The sequence below is a fragment of the Blautia sp. TM10-2 genome (assembly GCF_003480845.1).
GTDB lineage: Bacteria > Bacillota > Clostridia > Lachnospirales > Lachnospiraceae > Fusicatenibacter > Fusicatenibacter saccharivorans.
On the sequence record NZ_QUJZ01000019.1, the window covers coordinates 36,240 to 54,721 of the forward strand.

Annotated in this window: 13 protein-coding genes and 2 tRNA genes; 2 read left to right on the forward strand and 13 right to left on the reverse strand. The window is 46.2% G+C overall.

Going from position 1 to position 18,482, the window contains the following annotated elements:
- Positions 1 to 77: 77 nt before the first annotated feature.
- Complete coding sequence (locus DXD92_RS16830; RefSeq protein WP_118641095.1) at positions 78 to 1,028, reverse strand: phospho-N-acetylmuramoyl-pentapeptide-transferase; 951 nt, start codon at positions 1,026 to 1,028, stop codon at positions 78 to 80.
- A gap of 167 nt (positions 1,029 to 1,195) precedes the next feature.
- Here DXD92_RS16830 and DXD92_RS16835 point away from each other — a divergent pair, with 167 nt between their 5' ends.
- Both DXD92_RS16835 and DXD92_RS16840 read left to right on the forward strand, forming a co-directional pair.
- Positions 1,196 to 2,071: an AraC family transcriptional regulator gene (locus DXD92_RS16835; protein ID WP_117509585.1), complete on the forward strand. Its 876-nt coding sequence runs from the start codon at positions 1,196 to 1,198 to the stop codon at positions 2,069 to 2,071.
- 45 nt (positions 2,072 to 2,116) lie between these two features.
- The gene (locus tag DXD92_RS16840; RefSeq protein WP_117509586.1) at positions 2,117 to 2,758 is read left to right on the forward strand and encodes an endonuclease III domain-containing protein; all 642 of its coding nucleotides are present in this window, start codon (positions 2,117 to 2,119) and stop codon (positions 2,756 to 2,758) included.
- 90 nt (positions 2,759 to 2,848) lie between these two features.
- On the opposite strand, the gene DXD92_RS16845 is transcribed toward DXD92_RS16840, so the two are convergent.
- The 12 genes from DXD92_RS16845 to tadA form a co-directional block, all read right to left on the reverse strand.
- Positions 2,849 to 3,286, reverse strand: coding sequence for a MarR family winged helix-turn-helix transcriptional regulator (locus DXD92_RS16845; RefSeq protein WP_022463033.1), 438 nt, complete (start codon positions 3,284 to 3,286; stop codon positions 2,849 to 2,851).
- 163 nt (positions 3,287 to 3,449) lie between these two features.
- Positions 3,450 to 4,799, reverse strand: a complete 1,350-nt coding sequence (locus tag DXD92_RS16850) for an MATE family efflux transporter (protein ID WP_118641097.1) — start codon at positions 4,797 to 4,799, stop codon at positions 3,450 to 3,452.
- Complete coding sequence (locus DXD92_RS16855; RefSeq protein ID WP_022463031.1) at positions 4,783 to 5,247, reverse strand: MarR family winged helix-turn-helix transcriptional regulator; 465 nt, start codon at positions 5,245 to 5,247, stop codon at positions 4,783 to 4,785. Before DXD92_RS16855 ends, DXD92_RS16850 begins: the two co-directional genes overlap by 17 nt.
- A 173-nt stretch (positions 5,248 to 5,420) precedes the next feature.
- Positions 5,421 to 7,562, reverse strand: a complete 2,142-nt coding sequence (locus DXD92_RS16860) for an ATP-binding protein (RefSeq protein ID WP_118641127.1) — start codon at positions 7,560 to 7,562, stop codon at positions 5,421 to 5,423.
- Positions 7,563 to 7,708: 146 nt separating this feature from the next.
- Positions 7,709 to 9,553 (reverse strand): ABC transporter substrate-binding protein, encoded by a 1,845-nt coding sequence (locus tag DXD92_RS16865; protein WP_118641109.1) that lies wholly within the window; start codon positions 9,551 to 9,553, stop codon positions 7,709 to 7,711.
- A 58-nt stretch (positions 9,554 to 9,611) separates the two neighbouring features.
- Positions 9,612 to 12,818: a response regulator gene (locus DXD92_RS16870; RefSeq protein WP_117509590.1), complete on the reverse strand. Its 3,207-nt coding sequence runs from the start codon at positions 12,816 to 12,818 to the stop codon at positions 9,612 to 9,614.
- Between the two features lie 510 nt (positions 12,819 to 13,328).
- Positions 13,329 to 14,114 (reverse strand): Cof-type HAD-IIB family hydrolase, encoded by a 786-nt coding sequence (locus tag DXD92_RS16880; RefSeq protein WP_242857168.1) that lies wholly within the window; start codon positions 14,112 to 14,114, stop codon positions 13,329 to 13,331.
- A 99-nt stretch (positions 14,115 to 14,213) separates the two neighbouring features.
- Positions 14,214 to 14,287, reverse strand: a tRNA-Pro gene (locus DXD92_RS16885).
- A 236-nt stretch (positions 14,288 to 14,523) separates the two neighbouring features.
- On the reverse strand, positions 14,524 to 15,819 hold the full coding sequence (locus DXD92_RS16890; protein WP_117761688.1) for a PcsB-like coiled-coil domain-containing protein: 1,296 nt from the start codon (positions 15,817 to 15,819) through the stop codon (positions 14,524 to 14,526).
- A 190-nt stretch (positions 15,820 to 16,009) separates the two neighbouring features.
- Positions 16,010 to 17,443, reverse strand: coding sequence for an RsmF rRNA methyltransferase first C-terminal domain-containing protein (locus tag DXD92_RS16895; RefSeq protein ID WP_118641111.1), 1,434 nt, complete (start codon positions 17,441 to 17,443; stop codon positions 16,010 to 16,012).
- Positions 17,444 to 17,615: 172 nt separating this feature from the next.
- A tRNA-Ser gene (locus tag DXD92_RS16900) sits at positions 17,616 to 17,701 on the reverse strand.
- Between the two features lie 179 nt (positions 17,702 to 17,880).
- Positions 17,881 to 18,429, reverse strand: a complete 549-nt coding sequence (gene tadA / locus DXD92_RS16905) for a tRNA adenosine(34) deaminase TadA (protein ID WP_022461309.1) — start codon at positions 18,427 to 18,429, stop codon at positions 17,881 to 17,883.
- Between the last annotated feature and the right edge of the window lie 53 nt (positions 18,430 to 18,482).

Genomic DNA, 18,482 nt, shown 5'->3' on the forward strand with positions numbered 1-18,482 from the left:
TCCCGCAAAAGTATCCTGTTGCATTTCCAATTACTTTTGCCGGGACACACTCCCATCTTTCTTCTTTTGTTTTTTCTTTATGCCACAATCAGATAGGCAACAACTGCCAGCAGGATCTGCAGGATCACAAAGCGGATCACAACCTGACTGTCGGACCATTTGTATTTCAGGCGGACATGGTCATGCAGCGGTGTTCTTGTATTTTTGAGGATCGCGATTTTCAGGAAACGGAGTAAAAATACTTTGACAAGGCCGATTCCTCCGTCGACGATCATCACGCCTGCCATCAGCAGATATAAGAACGGATGGCGGGACTGCATGGCAAGGATGGCGATGTAGAAGCCAAGTGCTCTCGAACCGGCGTCGCCCATCAGCATGCTGCTCGGCGAGGTATTGAAATACAGGTACGCGAGAAGCGCTGCCACGAACAGGTAATTGGCTACGGTGAAGCTTCCAAGGACATCGTGGAAAATCATACTGAACGCGAAGATGACCACGCAGGAAAGGCTCGCGCAGAGTCCGTCGACACCGTCGGAACAGTTTGTAACGTTGATCGAAATCCAGATCAGGATGATGCCGAGGATTATGTAGACCACTTTCGGAATGGTAAGGGACATGCTTCCGAAGTAGATCGTGGTGGAATTGTAATTCACAAAGGTGATGACGGTCACAATGGAGATGACGAGGTCAATCGCGCCTTTTTTGTAATCGCTCCACGGGGTTTCGGATGCATCATCGAGGTAGCCGCTCAGCATGATGCAGACGAGCAGGATCGCGTAGATCACATACTCGGCGCCAAGAGGCAGGAACAATACGCTTCCGATCAGGAAACAGATGACGATCACGAGGCCGACGCCGCGCAGTTTTCCGCGGGAGAGGCCGCCGTTTACGGCAAATTCTCTGCCGTGATCGCTCGGCAGAAAGGAAAATGGATGCTTTAACGCCAGAAAGGTCAGCAGAAAGGTGACCACGATTCCCAGCATGGCGATCTGGCCGGGATTTAAAAAATTACTCCATACTTGATACATACGTTTTCTTCCTTCACTTTTCTTTAGATTGAGTTTGCACGAAGCCGTATGTGACGTGGCTTTGTGTTCATTTATTATAACAACTTCATACAAAAATTGCTATACCCAATTCGGGGGTTTCGTGATAAGATAGTGATACACTAAGTTGAACAAAAAAGGAGTTTTTTATGCCACGCAAAGATCATCTGCCGCGCCAGACACGCCAGGAACACATCACGCTGCAGCCGAACCGCAGCATCGAATTTCGTGTAACCGACGATTTCGGCAGTTTTTCGCCGCCGCACTGGCACGACGCGCTGGAAATTATTTATATTCTGGAGGGTTCCTCCATTGTCACGCTCTCGGACCGCACAAAGACCGTCCTTCCGGGTCAATTTCTGCTGATCAATTCCGGGCGTATCCACACGGCGCGCTGTCCGTCCACGGGAAACCGCTCGATTCTGATGCAGATTCCGGATGCGTTCCTTGCGAACTATCTGCCTGATCCGTCACAGCTCTGGTTCTCGATTGACTACGACAGTACGAATCCGGAAGTGCAGAAAAATATCAGCCAGCTCCGGCGTCTTCTGCTTTCGATGATGCAGCTTCATGACGAAATGCCCGACGGCTATCTGCTGACGTTCCAGCGGGAGCTTTTTACGTTTCTCGATCTGCTCTACACGAAATTTTCCGAGAAGAGCCCGCTTGCGCACCACCCGATGAGCTCCCGGACGCAGACACGGCTCGATACGATTCTGACGTACACGCAGGAAAATTACCAGCGGCCGATTACGCTGAAGGAGGCTGCCGATGTTGTCTCGCTGCAGCCGGAATATTTCTGCCGGTTCTTCCGCCAGAACATGGAAACGACGTATCTGGAATACTTGAATTCCTACCGTCTTTCCCGCATCTACCGCGACCTGATCGCCACGGATCTGCCGGTCGGCACGCTCGCGGAAAAGCATGGTTTTACAAACGATAAGCTATTTCACCGCCTCTTCCGCGAGCGGTTTCACACGACGCCGCTGCAGCTTCGGAAGGCAGCACGCGAGAAAGGATCCTGATAGCTTTCGCTGTTTTAATATCTTTGAGAATGGGAGTTTAACACGATGACAAAAGAAAAACTGGCGCTTGCCGTCATTGAACGTTTGAAACAAGAATATCCTGACGCCGACTGTACGCTTGACTATGACCAGGCGTGGAAGCTGCTCGTCAGTGTCCGCCTGGCCGCACAGTGCACCGATGCGCGGGTCAATGTTGTGGTGGAGGATCTCTACGCAAAGTATCCTGATATCGATGCGCTGGCAAACGCGACACCGGAGGAAATCGAGGAAATTGTGCGGCCGTGCGGTCTTGGAAAGAGCAAGGCACGCGACATCAACGCCTGCATGCGCATGCTGCGCGACGAGTACCACAGCCAGGTGCCGGATGACTTTAACGCACTTTTGAAGCTCCCGGGCGTGGGACGGAAAAGTGCGAACCTGATTATGGGCGATGTATTCAAAAAGCCTGCGATTGTGACGGATACGCACTGCATCCGACTGTGCAACCGCATCGGGCTCGTGCATGACTGCAAGGATCCGAAGAAGGTGGAGATGGCACTCTGGAAAATTGTGCCGCCGGAAGAAGGAAGCTCGCTCTGCCACCGGTTTGTGGAGCACGGACGCGAGGTCTGTACTGCGCGGACGACACCGCACTGTGAACGGTGTGTGCTCGCGGATATCTGTGAGAAGAACGGCGTAGAAAAATAGCATTTTTCTATGCGTTTCCATGCGAAAAAGGCTTTTGCATACCGGACAGATTTTTCTGATTCTGTCCCGGCTGCAAAAGCCTTTTTGTTTCTATTTTTTATACGACCGAAAGAAGTCCGTCAGCGCTTTCAGCGTTTTCCCGAGCACCTGCACTTCCTCTTCTCCGAGTTCCGCCATCACGGCATCCGTCATCTGCTCGTGGAATTTTGCGTGATGATGGAATGCCTGCCGTCCCTTTCCGGTCAGGTGGATGTAGACGATCCGGCGGTCCTTCTCGCTGCGCTCCCGCTCGGTGTAGCCTTTTTTCACCAGACTGTTCATCGACGTTGTCAGCGATCCGACCGTGATGTCGAGCTTTGCCGCGATTGATGACATATTGCCGCCCTCCAGGCCGACGGCTTCTATGATGTGCATATCGTTGTTCGTCAGATCCTTGAAATCCTCGGTGATGATCGCCTCTTCTTCCAGTTTTTGTATCTCGTGAAACAGATGGACCAGTGTCTCATTGATGATTTCTCTGTTATCCACTCCTCTTCCCCTTTCCGTCTGTTCTGTCCCTTCTGAACAGGGTTCCGCTCTTTCTGTCTGTATTGTATCAAAAAAGTTCCAGACAAACAATACCAAAAACTGCCTGGGAAACGGCGGATCGCTCCGTGCCGTTTCCTAGGCAGTTCTGTTATGTTTGATTCAATTACATCTGCCCTTTTTTCTTTAACCGTGTAAAACAGATCATGAAAAAGCAGATGCCGTATACGGTTGTGATCGGGGTGGACATGCCGACGAAGGTCAGGTTCGTATTCGGCAGGTGTGAGAAGAACAGCGCCAGCGGAATACGGATCAGGCAGGCGGAGGTGATTCCCTGGATCATAACCGGGATGCTGATGCCGCGGCCGTTGAAGTATCCGATGCTGCTGAACAGCACACAGGTCAGAATACATTCCGGTGCGAAACCGCGCAGGTAAGCGGCGCTCTGCTCGATAACGGCCGGATCGCTCGTGAAGATTCTGGAGATGACACTTCCACCGAAGAAACCGATGCAGAAAATCACAACTCCAAGAGAGCAGCCCGTTGCGATTGCGGTGAGGAAGCCCTTCCACGCGCGGTCTTTCTTTCCGGCTCCGGTGTTCTGTGCCACGAATGCTGACACAGACTGCATCACAGAGGACGGGATCAGCATGATGAATGAGGTCAGCTTCTGCGCCACACCGTATCCGGCGGACGGCATAAGGCCCATGCCGTTGATGATCGAGTTGATCACAAGGAAGGAAATCTGTACGGTCGTCTCCTGCAGCGCGATCGGCACACCGACGTTCAGGACTTTCTTCAGCTCGTCATGGTCGATGCGGCAGTCTTCTTTTTTGAATTCAATCGGCAGATTGCCTTTTTTCAACACACCCATGGAGGCGATGACAGAAATCAGCTGCGCCAGAACCGTCGCAAGCGCTGCTCCCGCAACGTCCAGTTTCAGCACACCGACGAAGAACAGATCTCCGGCAATATTGGCTGCGCAGGCGATGCCGACGAATAAAAGCGGCAGATTTGCATTACCGATTCCGCGAAGCACGCTGCTGATGACGTTGTACGCGATGATGATCAGAATACCGCCGGAACAGATCCGCAGGTAGAGGACGGTTTTGTCAAAAGACTCCGCCGGGACCTGTAAAATATTGGCAATCGGACCTGCGAACAGCTCCAGAATCACCGTCATGGCGATACCGATGATGGCGAACAGAACAATCGAGGTTCCCACGGTTTTGCCGGCCTTATCCGGCTTGCCCTCGCCGATGTGCTGGCCGATCATAACGGTCGAACCCATCGCAAGGCTGGTGATGATAAGTGTTACCATCTGCATGAAGTTGCTTCCGGTTCCGACAGCGGAAATACTCGACGCATCGCCGAACCAGCCGACCACGAGAAGGTCGACCGCACCGTAAGCCGCCTGCAGAATCAGCGCGCCGAGCACCGGCAGCGCAAAGCGGATCAGGGACTGGAAAATCGGTCCCTCTACAAACGATATTTCTTTCTTATTTTCTTTTGCCATTGTTTTTCACTCCTTTTATTCCCGGCATCGTTTCCTGCATCCGTGTGATTGCATGCACAAATTCGTCCACCACCGCGTCGTCCAGATCTGGCAGGCGGGATGCCCATTCCCCGTGAAAGTGCGTCACGCGGAGTTCCACAAACTCTTTTCCCTCTTCGGTCAGTGTCAGGTTGATCACGCGCTTATCTTTTTCATCCGCCTGTTTCACGAGAAGATTTCTCTCCTCCAGTTCCTGCACCAGCTTGGTGATGCTCGGCAGCGTTGTGTTCATATAGCTGCTGATGTCGCTGACGCGGCAGAAGCCCTGCTTTTTCTGAATCTCATTCACCGCATCCAGCACATGCACTTGCCGCGGCTTCATACCGTCCGGCAGGTCCGGGAGCTTCTCGATCAGACGCTTTGCATCAAAACACGCATCCAGGAACTGCTTTAATTTTTCCTGTGTCATGGAAAATGGTCCTTTCTTCTTGAAATTTAGTTATCTTTAGTAATTATCTTTGATAAGTATAGCAGGAAATGAAAAAATGTCAAGAGGGAACTGATGATAAAAAAGAGCTGATTGAAAGTTCTGGCAATGCGAGATTCTTTCATCAGCTCTTTTCCATATCCATTTGTCACTGTTCAATGAGCTGCATTTCGGTGCCCCCCGCCGGATTTTATGCTTCTGATCGTCTTTTCCAGTACCTTCATCTCAACCGGTTTTGAAACATGGGCATTCATACCGGCTGCCAGAGAATGCTGAATATCCTCAGAAAACGCATTGGCGGTCATAGCAATGATTGGAATTGTCTTTGCCAGTTCATGGGAGCTTCTTCGGATTGCTTTTGTTGCCTCATAACCATTCATAACCGGCATCTGCACATCCATCAGGATCATGTCATAATCCCCCGGAGCAGACTGCTCAAATGCCTCTAAGACCCTTTTACCATTTTCACAGATTGTACACTCTGCACCCTCAATCTTTAACAATTCCATCAGGATTTCTGCATTCAGCTCATTGTCCTCTGCACACAGAAACCTCATTCCTTTCAGGACATTGCCAGCCGGTTCATCCTTTTCTGCCTGTTCTGCTGAAGAAACAAATCTATCTTCTGCTATTCTCAGATCTATAAGAACCTCAAAACAGCTTCCCTGGCCCAGTTCACTCTCCACATCAATGGTGCCTCCCATTGCTTCAACCAGATTTTTGGTAATAGCCATTCCAAGACCAGTTCCCTGTATCTTATTCGTCATAGAACTTTCAGCACGAGTAAAAGCATCAAAAATTGTATCTTTGAAATCTGCCGACATTCCCATGCCATTATCGCTGACCAAGAAACGGTACTTTGCGTAGACAGATGACTTTGTCTCACATTCTTCTACCAGAAACTGAATTTTTCCACCTTCCTGCGTGTACTTCACTGCATTAGAAACCAAGTTGCTGAAAATCTGCATCAGATGAACCTGATCTCCGTTCACCCACTCGTGCCGGATGTTTTCTTTTATGATTGTAAGAGTCTGATTTTTTTCGTCTATCTGTGAATGGAATATGGTATTGAGTTCTGTAATAAAATCCAAGATGGAAAAATCGGTATACTTAAAAACTGTTTTTCCTGCCTCAATTTTGCTCATATCCAGAACATTATTAATGATTCCTAACAGATGCTGTGATGAAATGTCTATTTTATCTGCATACTCTATTACTTTCGCTTTATTACCGGCATCATGTCTGATCAATGATGTCATGCCGATAATTGCATTCATTGGTGTACGAATATCATGTGACATATTGGACAGGAAATCCGTTTTCGCCTTATTTGCATTTTCAGCGGTCTGCAAGGCTTCCGTTGTAATGTCCTTTGCTTTTTTCAGTTTTTTATTGGACTCCTCCATATCCTTCATTGCCTGCGTCTGAATCTCATTATTTCTTTTTTCGTATTCAGCTTTTTGCTCAGCAAGACTGCGTCTGGAAATACTGTAGAATAATCCGGCAAAAAGCAAAAGTATAAAACCTGCCATGAGTATTGTTTCAAACACTATTGTTTTCTGATAGTCTCTTAGTACATTATCTACAACACTTTTTTCTACAATACAAATCAGCATGGTGTTATTATTTTCTATCGGACAGTATCCCAGATAGTAAGGTTTTTCACTTTCCACAAGTTCTACCCCCTGTTCTCTGCCATCCAGCTTTTTTTGAAGAGAATCAGCCTCTTCCTCAGTGATAGCCTGATCTCCTTTTAAATGCTTTAACAAGAAATAGTTCCTGAAAAATTTATCTTCTTTCTGATTTGTATAAGTAATATTTCCGTCGTTATCCAGCATAAACAGATACGCATTCCCGTTATAGCTTTTCACACTTAACATGGAATCTAATTTTGAATGATCATACAAGGTTCCAATTGCCGTATAAGTTTCCCCCTTAATCGTATATTCCTGACATGGAATTGCAACCAGATAACCATCTTTTTTCTTCTGGTTGTAATCAAGAGAAACCAATTTTCCAATATTATATCCGTTCCTCAAATCCAACAAAAGTTTACTTGGCATGTCAACCCGAAGTTTTGTTCCATCAGTGGTTATTGCCTTTCCATTTTCCTGGAGAAATATAAGTGTACTTTCAGATTCTTTCTGCCATGCCTCAAAGAACTTCTTGTTTCTATCCAGTTCAATAGATCTCACTCCCTCTTGAGTAAGAAAATCCTCAAGCATATGCAGCCGACTGTAGTATCCATTCACCTGCAGATCATAGGTCTGCTGTATCTGTTCAACAACTGCTCCCATACTGCTTTTCCCGTTTTCTGCGATATAGCTGTTCATCCTGTTCAAAAGGAGCTTTACAAAAATTAAGTTTAAAAAGATAAGAATTAAAAAGAACAATGGTACTATCATCTTTTTTCTTTTTGTTTTCGCCTGTTCTGTTCCCACTTTTATTTTTCAACCTCTATATAATCTTCCGGTGCTGACGGCTGCTGTCCGTTTTCCATTGCTGCGGTCCATGCACTTGATAATGTTGTGTTACCAAGCCGCCTGATCTCACATTCCGGATTTATTTTTTTCAAAACAGACATTGTAGTGTCTGTAAGAAGAATAGAGTACTCCTTTTCTTTGTCGATTTTTTTCTTATTTACTTCTATGTCCTTTAATGAGAATCCGTTTTCCTCCTGCCTGACGATTATTTTCATACCGGATGCAATTGGTAATTCATATTTATTGGTTATATGGAATTTCTCATCAGAATCAGCAAGATATTTCTCCGCAAGTTCATAAATCTCTTTGCCATTGATTTTTGCCAGGTATAATGGTGTATCTGAACTCTTTGCTGTCATCAGACCAACCCGGCTGCAGGTACACTCCCCTTTGTAAATGGAGGAAGTAAAATAATAATATGGTGCCAAAGCCAGCTGAGCATCCTTTTCTTCTCTAATCGTAGTTAAAATAGAAGATGCCGCATCACGACCGTTTTTATCATTTAGCGAAATGGAATATTCATTTTCAAAATTAACTGTGGTTTCTTCTTTTGAATCCTTACTGTTCATTGTGCTGCGAAAAGCATCATAAGCCTGTGTTTCATCCATTTCCCCTGACAATAATCCGTGAACAGCCTCAAGACTGGCATAAAATGATTTTTGAGCAGAATATCGGATATAAACAGAATTATTATTAATTTCATCTTCCAGTCCAGGTACATCTTCCATCATGTTTGGAACATCTACATTTAATGAAATTACACCCTTTCCATCTGCGATCAATGTTTGTCCTTCTTTTGAAATCATACACTCCAGGACATCGAATGCCAGGTCCAGTTTTTCCTGATCTTTTTCCAGTTCTTTGTTAAATGCAATATTCAGAGAAGGGGTCATATTTATAAAAGCTTCATCCGAAATCTGTGAAAAAAACGGTATACGAGTTAATTCTGCATCCATCTGTTCCTGAAATTCCTGCATAAGTGCCGGATAACCATGAAACATTGCTGCTTTTCCCTCAAGGAACATCTGCGTTGCAGTATTAATATCGACACTGATATCATCACTTGTAAAATGTGAGTCCTTCAAGAATGTATTGGTTTCTGAAAAAATACGTTTCCATAACGCATCATCAAATGCGATATCCCCTGATGCACTTTCAGCTGAGCTTCTCCATTCGATTCCATCCAGACTCATGAATTCACCAATTGCACCTGTCTGAATCACCTCATGAGCGGACCAGTCTTCTGCAAGATCCAGGGAATACGGTTTTATACCATTATCATAAAATTGCTGGCATGCCTGTGCATATTCCTTATAGTTTTTCGGTATCTTGATTCCATACTGTTCAAACAATGTCTTGTTGGCAATAATCGTCTGCGGTATACCGCAGATAGGAAGCCACTGAATCTCATTTTTTGAATTTTTATAATATTGCAATGCATAGGAGTAATACCTGGAAACCACATCATAAGAAGCAAAATCCATTAGATATGGCTCCAGATCCTGTGCATCTTTTCCAGAAAATCGACGTACGGTTATGATATCCGGCAGTTCACCATGTTCCTCAAAATAGCTATATAAATCGGTATCATTGTTACCGGTAATAAACTCAATATCCTGATCTGGAAACTGCTCATGGATATAGGGTACAATATTTTTCATTAAACGATTTTCCCACAGATACACGGTAAGGTGATCGTCATTTTTAGATACTGCTTTTTGAGATTGTCCACAGCCAGACAAAACAGTAATTGCTAAAAGCACACCTGACAGTAATGCTATCAGACATTGTTTTGCCTTTTTCATCCTCGTATTTTCCTCATTCTTTCCTGATAAAATCATTAATTCAATAATTGGGAAACAATTACAGCCAGTTTTCCAGAACATCATTCAGCTTATTCATATCCAGCGGTTTCGCGATATGTCCATTCATGCCTGTATTTTTTGCCAGCTGTACATCTTCTGCAAAAGCATTTGCTGTCATGGCAACAATCGGTAGTTTTCCCTGTTCACCCGGAAGGCTCCTGATTGCTGCGGTTGCCTCATAACCATTCATGACAGGCATTTGGATATCCATAAAAATAAGGTCATACAAGCCTTTCGGTGAAGCTTCTACTTTTTCAACTGCAATTTTTCCATTTTCTGCCGTTTCCACTTCCGCCCCTGTCATCTGCAGAATTTCAACAGCAATTTCTCTGTTTAACTCATTATCCTCGACCAGCAGAATTCTTTTTCCTGTGTAATCTGCTTCAGACAGCTCATCCAGATAATTTCTTGCTGTTTTTTCTTTTCTGCCAGAAGTAAACTGCCGCAATGTAGCCGCCAAACGGGAACGGAACAGCGGTTTTGCAATAAAAGCATCTACGCCTGCAGCCTTTGCTTCTTCTTCGATCTCGCTGAATTCATAAGATGTCAGTACAATAATGGTAATCTCTTTCCCTATCCGTTTCCGGATCTGTCTGGCTGTTTCAATTCCGTCCATATCCGGCATTTTCCAATCTAAAATAACAGCAAAGTAATCATTTTTTAGCTCATGATGTGCATAACAGCGCTCAACGGCTTCTCTGCCGGAGAGAACCCATTCGCCTGTAATCCCAATCTCCTTCAATGTGGCAACTGTACTTTCACAACATGTCTTATCATCATCCACAACCAGAACAGGTAGATTCATCAGATTTCTGTCCTGTTCTTTTTCTTTTTCCTGAAGTTCCAGATAAATTGTTACTGTAATTTTAGTTCCCTTATGTAAGGTGCTTTCCACTTTAATATTACCATTCATCAGGTTCACAATATTTCTGCTGATTGCCATTCCCAGACCTGTTCCCTGGACTCTGGTTGTCCGATGGTCATCTGCGCGGCTGAAAGGATCAAACATGATTTTCTGGAATTCCGGTGACATACCGATCCCATTATCCTCAATCGTAAATTCATAGCATCCAAGTTCCGAAAATCCATTTGGCTTTTCCTCTATGGAAAAAGTAATATTCCCACCATCCGGTGTATACTTGACCGCATTACTCATCAGATTCACAAATACCTGCTGGATTCTCAGGCTGTCACCACAGACACTCTCATGTTCAATGTGATTAATGTGTATATCTAAATTGTGTTTATGTTCATCAATCACCGGTTTTGTGAGTGTTATAAGATTATCCACCAGATCTGGCAGATTGAAATCCTCCTGTGCCAGCGTCATTTTTCCACTTTCAATACGTGCCATATCCAGCACTTCATTAATCAGCCCCAGCAGATGACGGCTTGATTTTGTAATTTTGCTGAGACATTCAATGACTCTGTCCTGGCTCTCAATATTTGCTCCTGCAATTGCTGTCAGGCCGACAATGGCATTCATCGGTGTCCGGATATCGTGGGACATATTGGAAAGGAATTCTGTTTTCGCACGGTTTGCATTTTCTGCAGACCGGTAAGCCTCTTTCAGTGCCTGACGGGATTCAATCTCTGCTTTCTTCTCCTGTGTCACATCCATGGATGCCAGCAATACCTTTTCCAGCTTTCCATTCTTCCATTCCAAAGGAATATAAGAAGCGATTTTATAAGTCTTTTCATCCAGGCTGCAATACTCAAACTTATAAATATCATTTTCACTTTTCAGATTCTTCCGGATATTTTCCGGTGCGATCAGGATGTCCATAGTTTCCAATGGTTCCAGTGTCTTATATTTTTCAAGAACCTGCATCTGAAAATCATGATAGAATCCCAGAGGTTTATATATCATCTGTCCATTCAGGTTATAGAATTCATATCTGTCATTTTCCAGATCACAGACAACAAAGCGGTCAACCAGACGCACAATACTCTGAATTATCTGCTCCATGGAAGCATTATCCGCCGCCATCTGCAGATGCCGTGCGCTCTCTACCTTTGTCTCTGTGATATCACGCAGAAAGATCATGGCATATTCTGAATCCTCTATTTCGCCACGTATGACCACATTGCGGACCCATCGTTCTTCTCCATTCAGAGTGATACGGCACTCTAAAGCCAATTCGGTTTCCAGACCCTTCAGCCTTTCTGCAATATAACCACGGTCGTAAAAAGAGGATACCGCCTTCTTATCTGTCTCCACAACATAGGAATCCACAAAATGACGGATCAGTTCATCCCATGTATGACTCTGTTCAAAGACTGTCATCAGGGACGGTTCAACCTTAAAGGTATCAAAAGTATTCGCTTCCAGATTTACATAATACTCACACAGGTCTGCTTTCGTAAAAGCCCGGTGGAAAGCAGCAGATTTTTGTGCCTGCATGGCCTCTTTTTTTTCCGCATCAATATTAATAAAAATCCCGGCAATCCTGCTGGCAGAACCATCCAGACGGCGTATTACTTCTGCCGATGCCCGAAACCACTGGTATTGATTATCCTTCATTCTCATACGATACTCTACCTGGTATTTTATCTGGTTCGTCTTATCCTTAATTGCCGCCTGAAGCTGCACCATTACTCTTTCTTTATCCTGTGGATGCAGAAGATCTGACCAGGATTCCAGTTTATTCGGAAAGTCCAGAGTGTCATGATAGCCAAGCATTTTTCGGAATTCATGACTCCAGTTTGCATTCACAATCTCACTGTTTTCGTCACAGTCAAAATACCAGAAGCCGGAACAGATAGCCTCATTGAGCAGTGTCAAATTTACATGATCCCAGTTGACTTGTACGGACATAACCCAGATCTGTCTGCCCGCCTCATCTGTCGCATCCTCTTTACAAAGCCGTACATTTTTCACTGTACCGTCTGCTGTAAGGATCTGTGCTTCCCCTGTTCCGTGAAGCTGCAAAAAACGGTCTCGCTCCAGTCTATCTTCCTCGTCATAAAAGAAGTTTCTCAATGAGCCTTTTGTCTGTTCCATGAAAGTATCGAATGTATATCCTGTACTATGCAACAGCAGATTATTCACAGACAAAATAGACAGGTTTTGGTCATAAGATCCTGTCATTATACCTACCCCGCCGTTATTTTCCAGTGTTTTCTGTACGGCCTGTGACATAGCCTGTGTCTGTCCCGTTACAGCCTCACCTAAAGAATATATTTTGTCTTCATACTTTTCCATTTTATAAAAATCCTCTCTCTGTTTTATGCTTCATTATCCTGCTTTTATCTGTATACAGAGAACCTGTCCCTGCCAGTTTTACATTTACGTTATAATATCCTACAAAACGTGAAAAACAGGTATACGGATTTGAGAAGTTGCAGCCACTACACACAATATTCACACAAAATTCTCTTTATGTTTTCAATTTTTATAGGCTTTGCCAAGTGAGCATTCATTCCTGCTGCCAGACACTTACTCCGATCGTTCCTGCTGTAAAACGGTATCTGAGGCTTTTTTTATTTATCTGATTTTTTTCTGTTTCCATGGAACTTCTGAACGCTCACCTCCTGGTATCATTACAAATATACATAAAAACTCATTTTTATATTACCATGAAATTTTTTACTTTGCAATGCACATACCTTTTCAGACGCTGCTTTTCTTGTTTCCTTTTTCAGAAAATTGCAACCAAAGGGGCGCACCTGAAAATTTCTTTTCAAATGCGCCCCTTCGCTTTCTTTTTTTCTGTCAGATCAATCCGTAATGCTCCATCGCCTTTGCCACGCCGTCCCGCTCGACGGTATCGGTTACGTACTCTGTGTACGGATCCAGAATCTCATCATGTTTTCCAAGCGCAATGGTGTGTGCGCCGCACCGGAACATGGTAAGGTCGTTGCTGCTGTCGCCAAATACGTATGCATCTTCTTTCTCCAGCTGAAACTGTTTCAGCGCATAGTCCACAGCTGTTCCTTTGCTGCAGCCGTGCGGAACGATTTCGTATACACCGCCGCGGCGATCCATGATATCAAACTCCTGCTCAAATTCACGGTACATACGTTCTATATCAGACTGTGCATCGGTTACGATACAAAATTTATCGTAAATGATTCCTTTTGTCTCCGCTGTCTCCGCGAGTCCGATTCCGACAGCAGCGAAATAGGCACGGGTCTGCTCGACCTCCCGAAAACGGGATACCTCCGACGAAAAATAAACATTATCCGTTCCCTCCAGAATCATGCCGATCCTGCACTCCTTTAAAATAACCGGGATTTCCTCACAGCGTTTTTTCGGAATCGTCTGATGCATCAGGATTTCGCCGTCCCGGCGCAGATAGGTCCCGCAGCCGCACAGAAATCCGGAAAACGGAAGCTTTTTCAGCTCCTCGGGCAGCTCCGACCAGGTGCGGCCGGTATTAATAAACGTAAGATTTCCTTTTTCCGCTGTCTTTTTCAATGCATCGAGCGCGCTCTGCGGAATTTCTTTTGTAATCTCACTCAGTAACGTTCCATCAATATCAAAAAATAATGCTTTCACAAAAATTTCCTCCTCGTGTACTGTTTCCTGTTCTCTTTCTGACATACGAAAAAATGCCGAAGCTCTTGATTGTCAAGGCTTTCGGCATTTTCATTCCAGTCGAAGCGACGGGATTCGAACCCACGACCTCTGCGTCCCGAACGCAGCGCTCTACCAAACTGAGCCACGCTTCGATTTTATTTGTTTTCTGAACTCTCGTCCGTCAACAATAGCTATTATATATGATGTCTATAGGAATGTCAACACCTTTTTTGAAATTTTTTTAATTTTTTTTATTATTGCTTCAAAAGGTACATTTCACACGGGTTTGCGGCCTTTTTGGTGTTCTTTTAGAATGACAGTTTCTGAGAAAGTCAAAAAAAGAGATATGCCGGAAGTTCTGTTCCGGCATATCTCTTATCTTTGTTTCTCAGCTCAGCTGATATACATCTGCATACTGCACGCCGAAGCTCAGCGCCTCGGAATGGCTGCTGCAGAAGATGTCTACGTGGCCGTAAGCGGTTCCGCGGTCTTCTACCGTGTAAACCTGGCCGTTGATCATCAGTTTCGTTCCGAATGGTACACCGCCCATGGCAATCGTTCTTCCTGCGGTCGGTGTGGTTCCGCTCGCGGTGGATCCGCCGGACCACTGTCCGGTACAGATGGAACAGGAGCAATAGCCTGTCAGTTTAAATCTTCCAAGGTATGTTCCGCTGGAGGAGCTGCTGGAAGTATCTGACGCGGATGGACTCCCCGTTGTCGTGGAGGATGCGCTGCTGTCCGAAGAACTGCTTCCGGAGCTGCTGCTTGTATCGGTATCTGCTTTCGCTGCGGCATTTGCTGCTTCTGCGGCTGCGACTCTTGCGGCCTCGGCTGCCTGTTTTCTGGCGGCCTCTGCCTCAGCTTCTGCGGCAGCCTGCTGTGCGGCGGCTGCTGCGGCTGCTTCCTCTTCTGCTTTCTTCTGCGCTGCAATCTCCTCTTCTTTCGCCTGACGGATCAGGTCGTTGATTGCATCTGCTTTGCTGTTGATTTCATCTACCAGTGCACTCTCGCTGGATTTTGCATCGTCCAGCTCTGCGGAGTAGGTACGGAGTTCCTGATAAGCTGCTGCATACAGCTCCTGGATGGCTTCCTGCTGATCGCTGCTCTGCTGCTGCAGTTCTACGATCGCTGCCTGCTCTTCCTGCACCTGTGTTTCTTTTTCTTTTACCTGGTCTACCGTGTCTTCATACTCCTGCATAAGATCGCGGTCGAAATCGGAAATTTTCTGTATGTATTCTGCCCGGCTGATCAGCTCTGAAATGCTTTTGGAAGAAAAGAGCATTGCCATGTATCCATTTCCGGAAGAATTTTCATACATATACTGGATACGGAGCTTCATCGCCTCGTACTGCTCTTCTTCTTTTGCTTTTGCATCTTCCAGATCTGCCTGAATCTGTACCAGTTCGTTCTGCTTCGCATCATACTGATCCTGAAGCTCCTGCAGACGGTTCTGCAGATCGTCCAGCTGCTGGTTCAGTTCGGAAAGATATTCTTCTGATTGTCCCTTTTTGGAATTGAGTTCGTCAATCCTGCTCTGTATGCTGTCAAGCTGAGACTGTGCGGCAGCCTGTTCTGCCTGAGCATTTGAAATTTTCTCCTTTGTACTGGCACCATAGCATGGCAGAACGGTTGCTGCCGTAAGCACTGTGGCCAAAACCAGGCTGAATAATTTCTTTTTTTTCATGTCGTACACCTCATACTTATTACGTTCTGTTGCTGATTGTCACTCCAAGTTACTGCGGAAAATGGGCCTTTTTTCCCGCCGTACTTTGCCATTATAACACAAGTATGTCTGAAATGAAAGTCTTTTTTAATTTCTGTTAATAACTTTGTAATATTTCGACGTTTTTCCTGCAAAAACTGGCATGATTTTTCTACTTTCTCCATCCAACAGGGTACTTATTTTTCAAGGTTCCATTGACCAGTTTGCCCCATCCAAGGCCGAATCCATCGACGCAGACCAGCTTCCAGCCCGACGGCGATGCGGTCTCTCCCGGCTCTACGGAAATTGTCTCACCGTGGAGATATTTTTCGGTACGCTCGTCATCTGCCTTTAAATTCATGTAATCTTTGAACTTGTCCGCGGAGAGTGTCACGGCAAACGGCTGTGACGGCTCGAAACGGTCTTTTTTCAGTTCACCGAGATACAGACCGTTCCGCAGGAAATGAAGATTCCGCACGCCATCCGGCAGGGACGGGGAATGGTATACTTTTCCGGCGCGGACTTCCAGTTCCTCCACCGGGATCGGTGCTGTCATCCGGGACAGGAAATCGGAAAGGATCTGTTTTTCTGCTTTCGACGGACCCGGTGCTTCCGTTCCGCGGTCTTTTTTCCGGTTTTTCTGTTTTTTGTTTTTCTTTTCGATCGGTTTTTCTTCTGTCTCATAAGGAATGGCTTCGCCTTTTTTGCGGAACAGGGCAAGGTAATGGCCCTCGCCGTTCATTTTATGCGGCCAGATGCGCACGGTCTTTTCGATCTCCGGATCGCCGTTTCCCCAGACTGGATTGCCTTTTGAAAAACCTTCGTAGCCTTCCATCTCGATCAGTTCCATTTCCGGGAAGTTTTCCAGAAGAAAAGAAACGGTTCCCTCGTCCTCCTGCGGGGCGAAGGTACACGTCGAATACATCATGAGGCCGCCCGGACGCAGCATTTTGACAGCATCCGAGGTGATCTCGCGCTGCAGCTCCGCAAAGAAATCCGGCCGCTCCGGGGTCCAGGTGCCGATGACTGCCTCATCTTTCCGGAACATGCCCTCGCCGGAGCACGGTGCATCCACGAGGATTTTATCGAAGAAGCCCGGGAAGACGTCTGCAAGGCCTGCCGGTGTCTCATTGGTGACAAGCACGTTTTCACTTCCGAACAGCTCCAGATTGCGCAGCAGTGCTTTGGCGCGGGCGTTGCTGATGTCATTGGCGACGAGAAGGCCGGTTCCTTTCAGGCGCGCATTCAGCTCCGTCGCTTTGCCGCCCGGTGCGGCGCAGAGATCGAGCACACGCTCACCCGGTTTGATCGGGAGGCGGGACGCCGGGGTCATGGCGCTTGGCTCCTGCAGATAGAAGACGCCTGCCGCATACAGCGGAGACTGGCCCATGCGCATGCCGTCCGGCACGAAATAGCCGTTTGGAATCCACGGAATTTTCTTCCACGTTCCCGGAACAAGCGGCGGGAAATCTTCGGTCCGGCATTTTTTTGTATTCACACGCAGCCCGGCTGTGCGGGGTGCGTCGTAGGAAGTTAAAAATGCATCAAATTCATCGCCCAGCATGTCCTGCATGCGGGTCAGAAATTCCTGTGGTAACTGCGCCATGTATTGTCTCTCCTTTTTATTTTGCTTTGTTGTGCATCGGTCCCTTTTCGTGAACTGGCGATGCTTTTTCTGTCTTTGTTTCTTTTGTTTTGCATCTATTTCATAATTTCTCACAGAAAAAGAGACAGCTTTTTCGATTTTTCAATCTTTTTGCTGTCTCTTTTTTGCATAGCGGAGAAGAAGGGATTTGAACCCTTGCGCCGTTTCCGACCTACTGGTGTTCGAAGCCAGACCCTTCAGCCTCTTGGGTACTTCTCCGTATTTTGTCAAATACATCATATATTATAGTGCTTTTTTCGGGATTCGTCAATGATTTTTTCATTGGTTTCCGATGGAAATACGGGGATTGTATTTTTTACGGAAATATTCGAAAGTGCAACTTACTCAAACAAATAATCTTCCTCAGGCAGCATCCCATCCCGATGCTGCCTCTTCTTTTATTCTTTCCCTTCTTCCGCCCTCTTCCTCTCTTCTTTTTTCTTCTTTTTCACCACCCGCAGTCTCCGGAAAAACGCACTCAGCATCTCCGAGCACTCTTCTTTCAGCACGCCGCGCTCGACCTTCACCTGATGGTTAAACTCGTGCATTTCCAGCATATTTAAGATCGATCCCGCGCAGCCCGCCTTCGGGTTCATGCTGCCGATGACGACTTCGCTGACTCTCGCCTGTACGATCGCACCGGCGCACATCTGGCACGGTTCCAGGGTGACATACAACGTACAGCCCTCCAGCCGCCAGTCGCCGAGCTTTTTGCTGGCTTTCCGGATCGCATTCAGTTCCGCGTGGGACAGCGTGTTTTTATCCGTATTTCTGCGGTTATAGCCCCGCGCAATCACCTTTCCCTCGTACACAATCACACAGCCGATCGGCACTTCCATCAGCTTTTCCGCTTTCTTCGCCTGCGTAATCGCCTGGCGCATGAAGCGTTCCCGTTCTTTCCGGTGCGTTTTTTCCTCCGGCGTTTCCAGCTTTGTTTCTTCTTCCATTGTGCACTTCCTTTCTTCTCTGCGTATATTTTCTGTCCTTCCCGCATATCGTG

What these genes read in the sequence shown, in the direction of transcription:
- DXD92_RS16850 (WP_118641097.1), bottom strand. Translation starts at nt 4,799, where the DNA reads ATGGCAAAAGAAAATAAGAAAGAAATATCGTTTGTAGAGGGACCGATT.
- DXD92_RS16890 (WP_117761688.1), bottom strand. Translation starts at nt 15,819, where the DNA reads ATGAAAAAAAAGAAATTATTCAGCCTGGTTTTGGCCACAGTGCTTACG.
- DXD92_RS16830 (WP_118641095.1), bottom strand. Translation starts at nt 1,028, where the DNA reads ATGTATCAAGTATGGAGTAATTTTTTAAATCCCGGCCAGATCGCCATG.
- DXD92_RS16860 (WP_118641127.1), bottom strand. Translation starts at nt 7,562, where the DNA reads ATGGGAGCAGTTGTTGAACAGATACAGCAGACCTATGATCTGCAGGTG.
- DXD92_RS16835 (WP_117509585.1), top strand. Translation starts at nt 1,196, where the DNA reads ATGCCACGCAAAGATCATCTGCCGCGCCAGACACGCCAGGAACACATC.
- DXD92_RS16895 (WP_118641111.1), bottom strand. Translation starts at nt 17,443, where the DNA reads ATGGCGCAGTTACCACAGGAATTTCTGACCCGCATGCAGGACATGCTG.
- DXD92_RS16855 (WP_022463031.1), bottom strand. Translation starts at nt 5,247, where the DNA reads ATGACACAGGAAAAATTAAAGCAGTTCCTGGATGCGTGTTTTGATGCA.
- DXD92_RS16840 (WP_117509586.1), top strand. Translation starts at nt 2,117, where the DNA reads ATGACAAAAGAAAAACTGGCGCTTGCCGTCATTGAACGTTTGAAACAA.
- tadA (WP_022461309.1), bottom strand. Translation starts at nt 18,429, where the DNA reads ATGGAAGAAGAAACAAAGCTGGAAACGCCGGAGGAAAAAACGCACCGG.
- DXD92_RS16870 (WP_117509590.1), bottom strand. Translation starts at nt 12,818, where the DNA reads ATGGAAAAGTATGAAGACAAAATATATTCTTTAGGTGAGGCTGTAACG.
- DXD92_RS16865 (WP_118641109.1), bottom strand. Translation starts at nt 9,553, where the DNA reads ATGAAAAAGGCAAAACAATGTCTGATAGCATTACTGTCAGGTGTGCTT.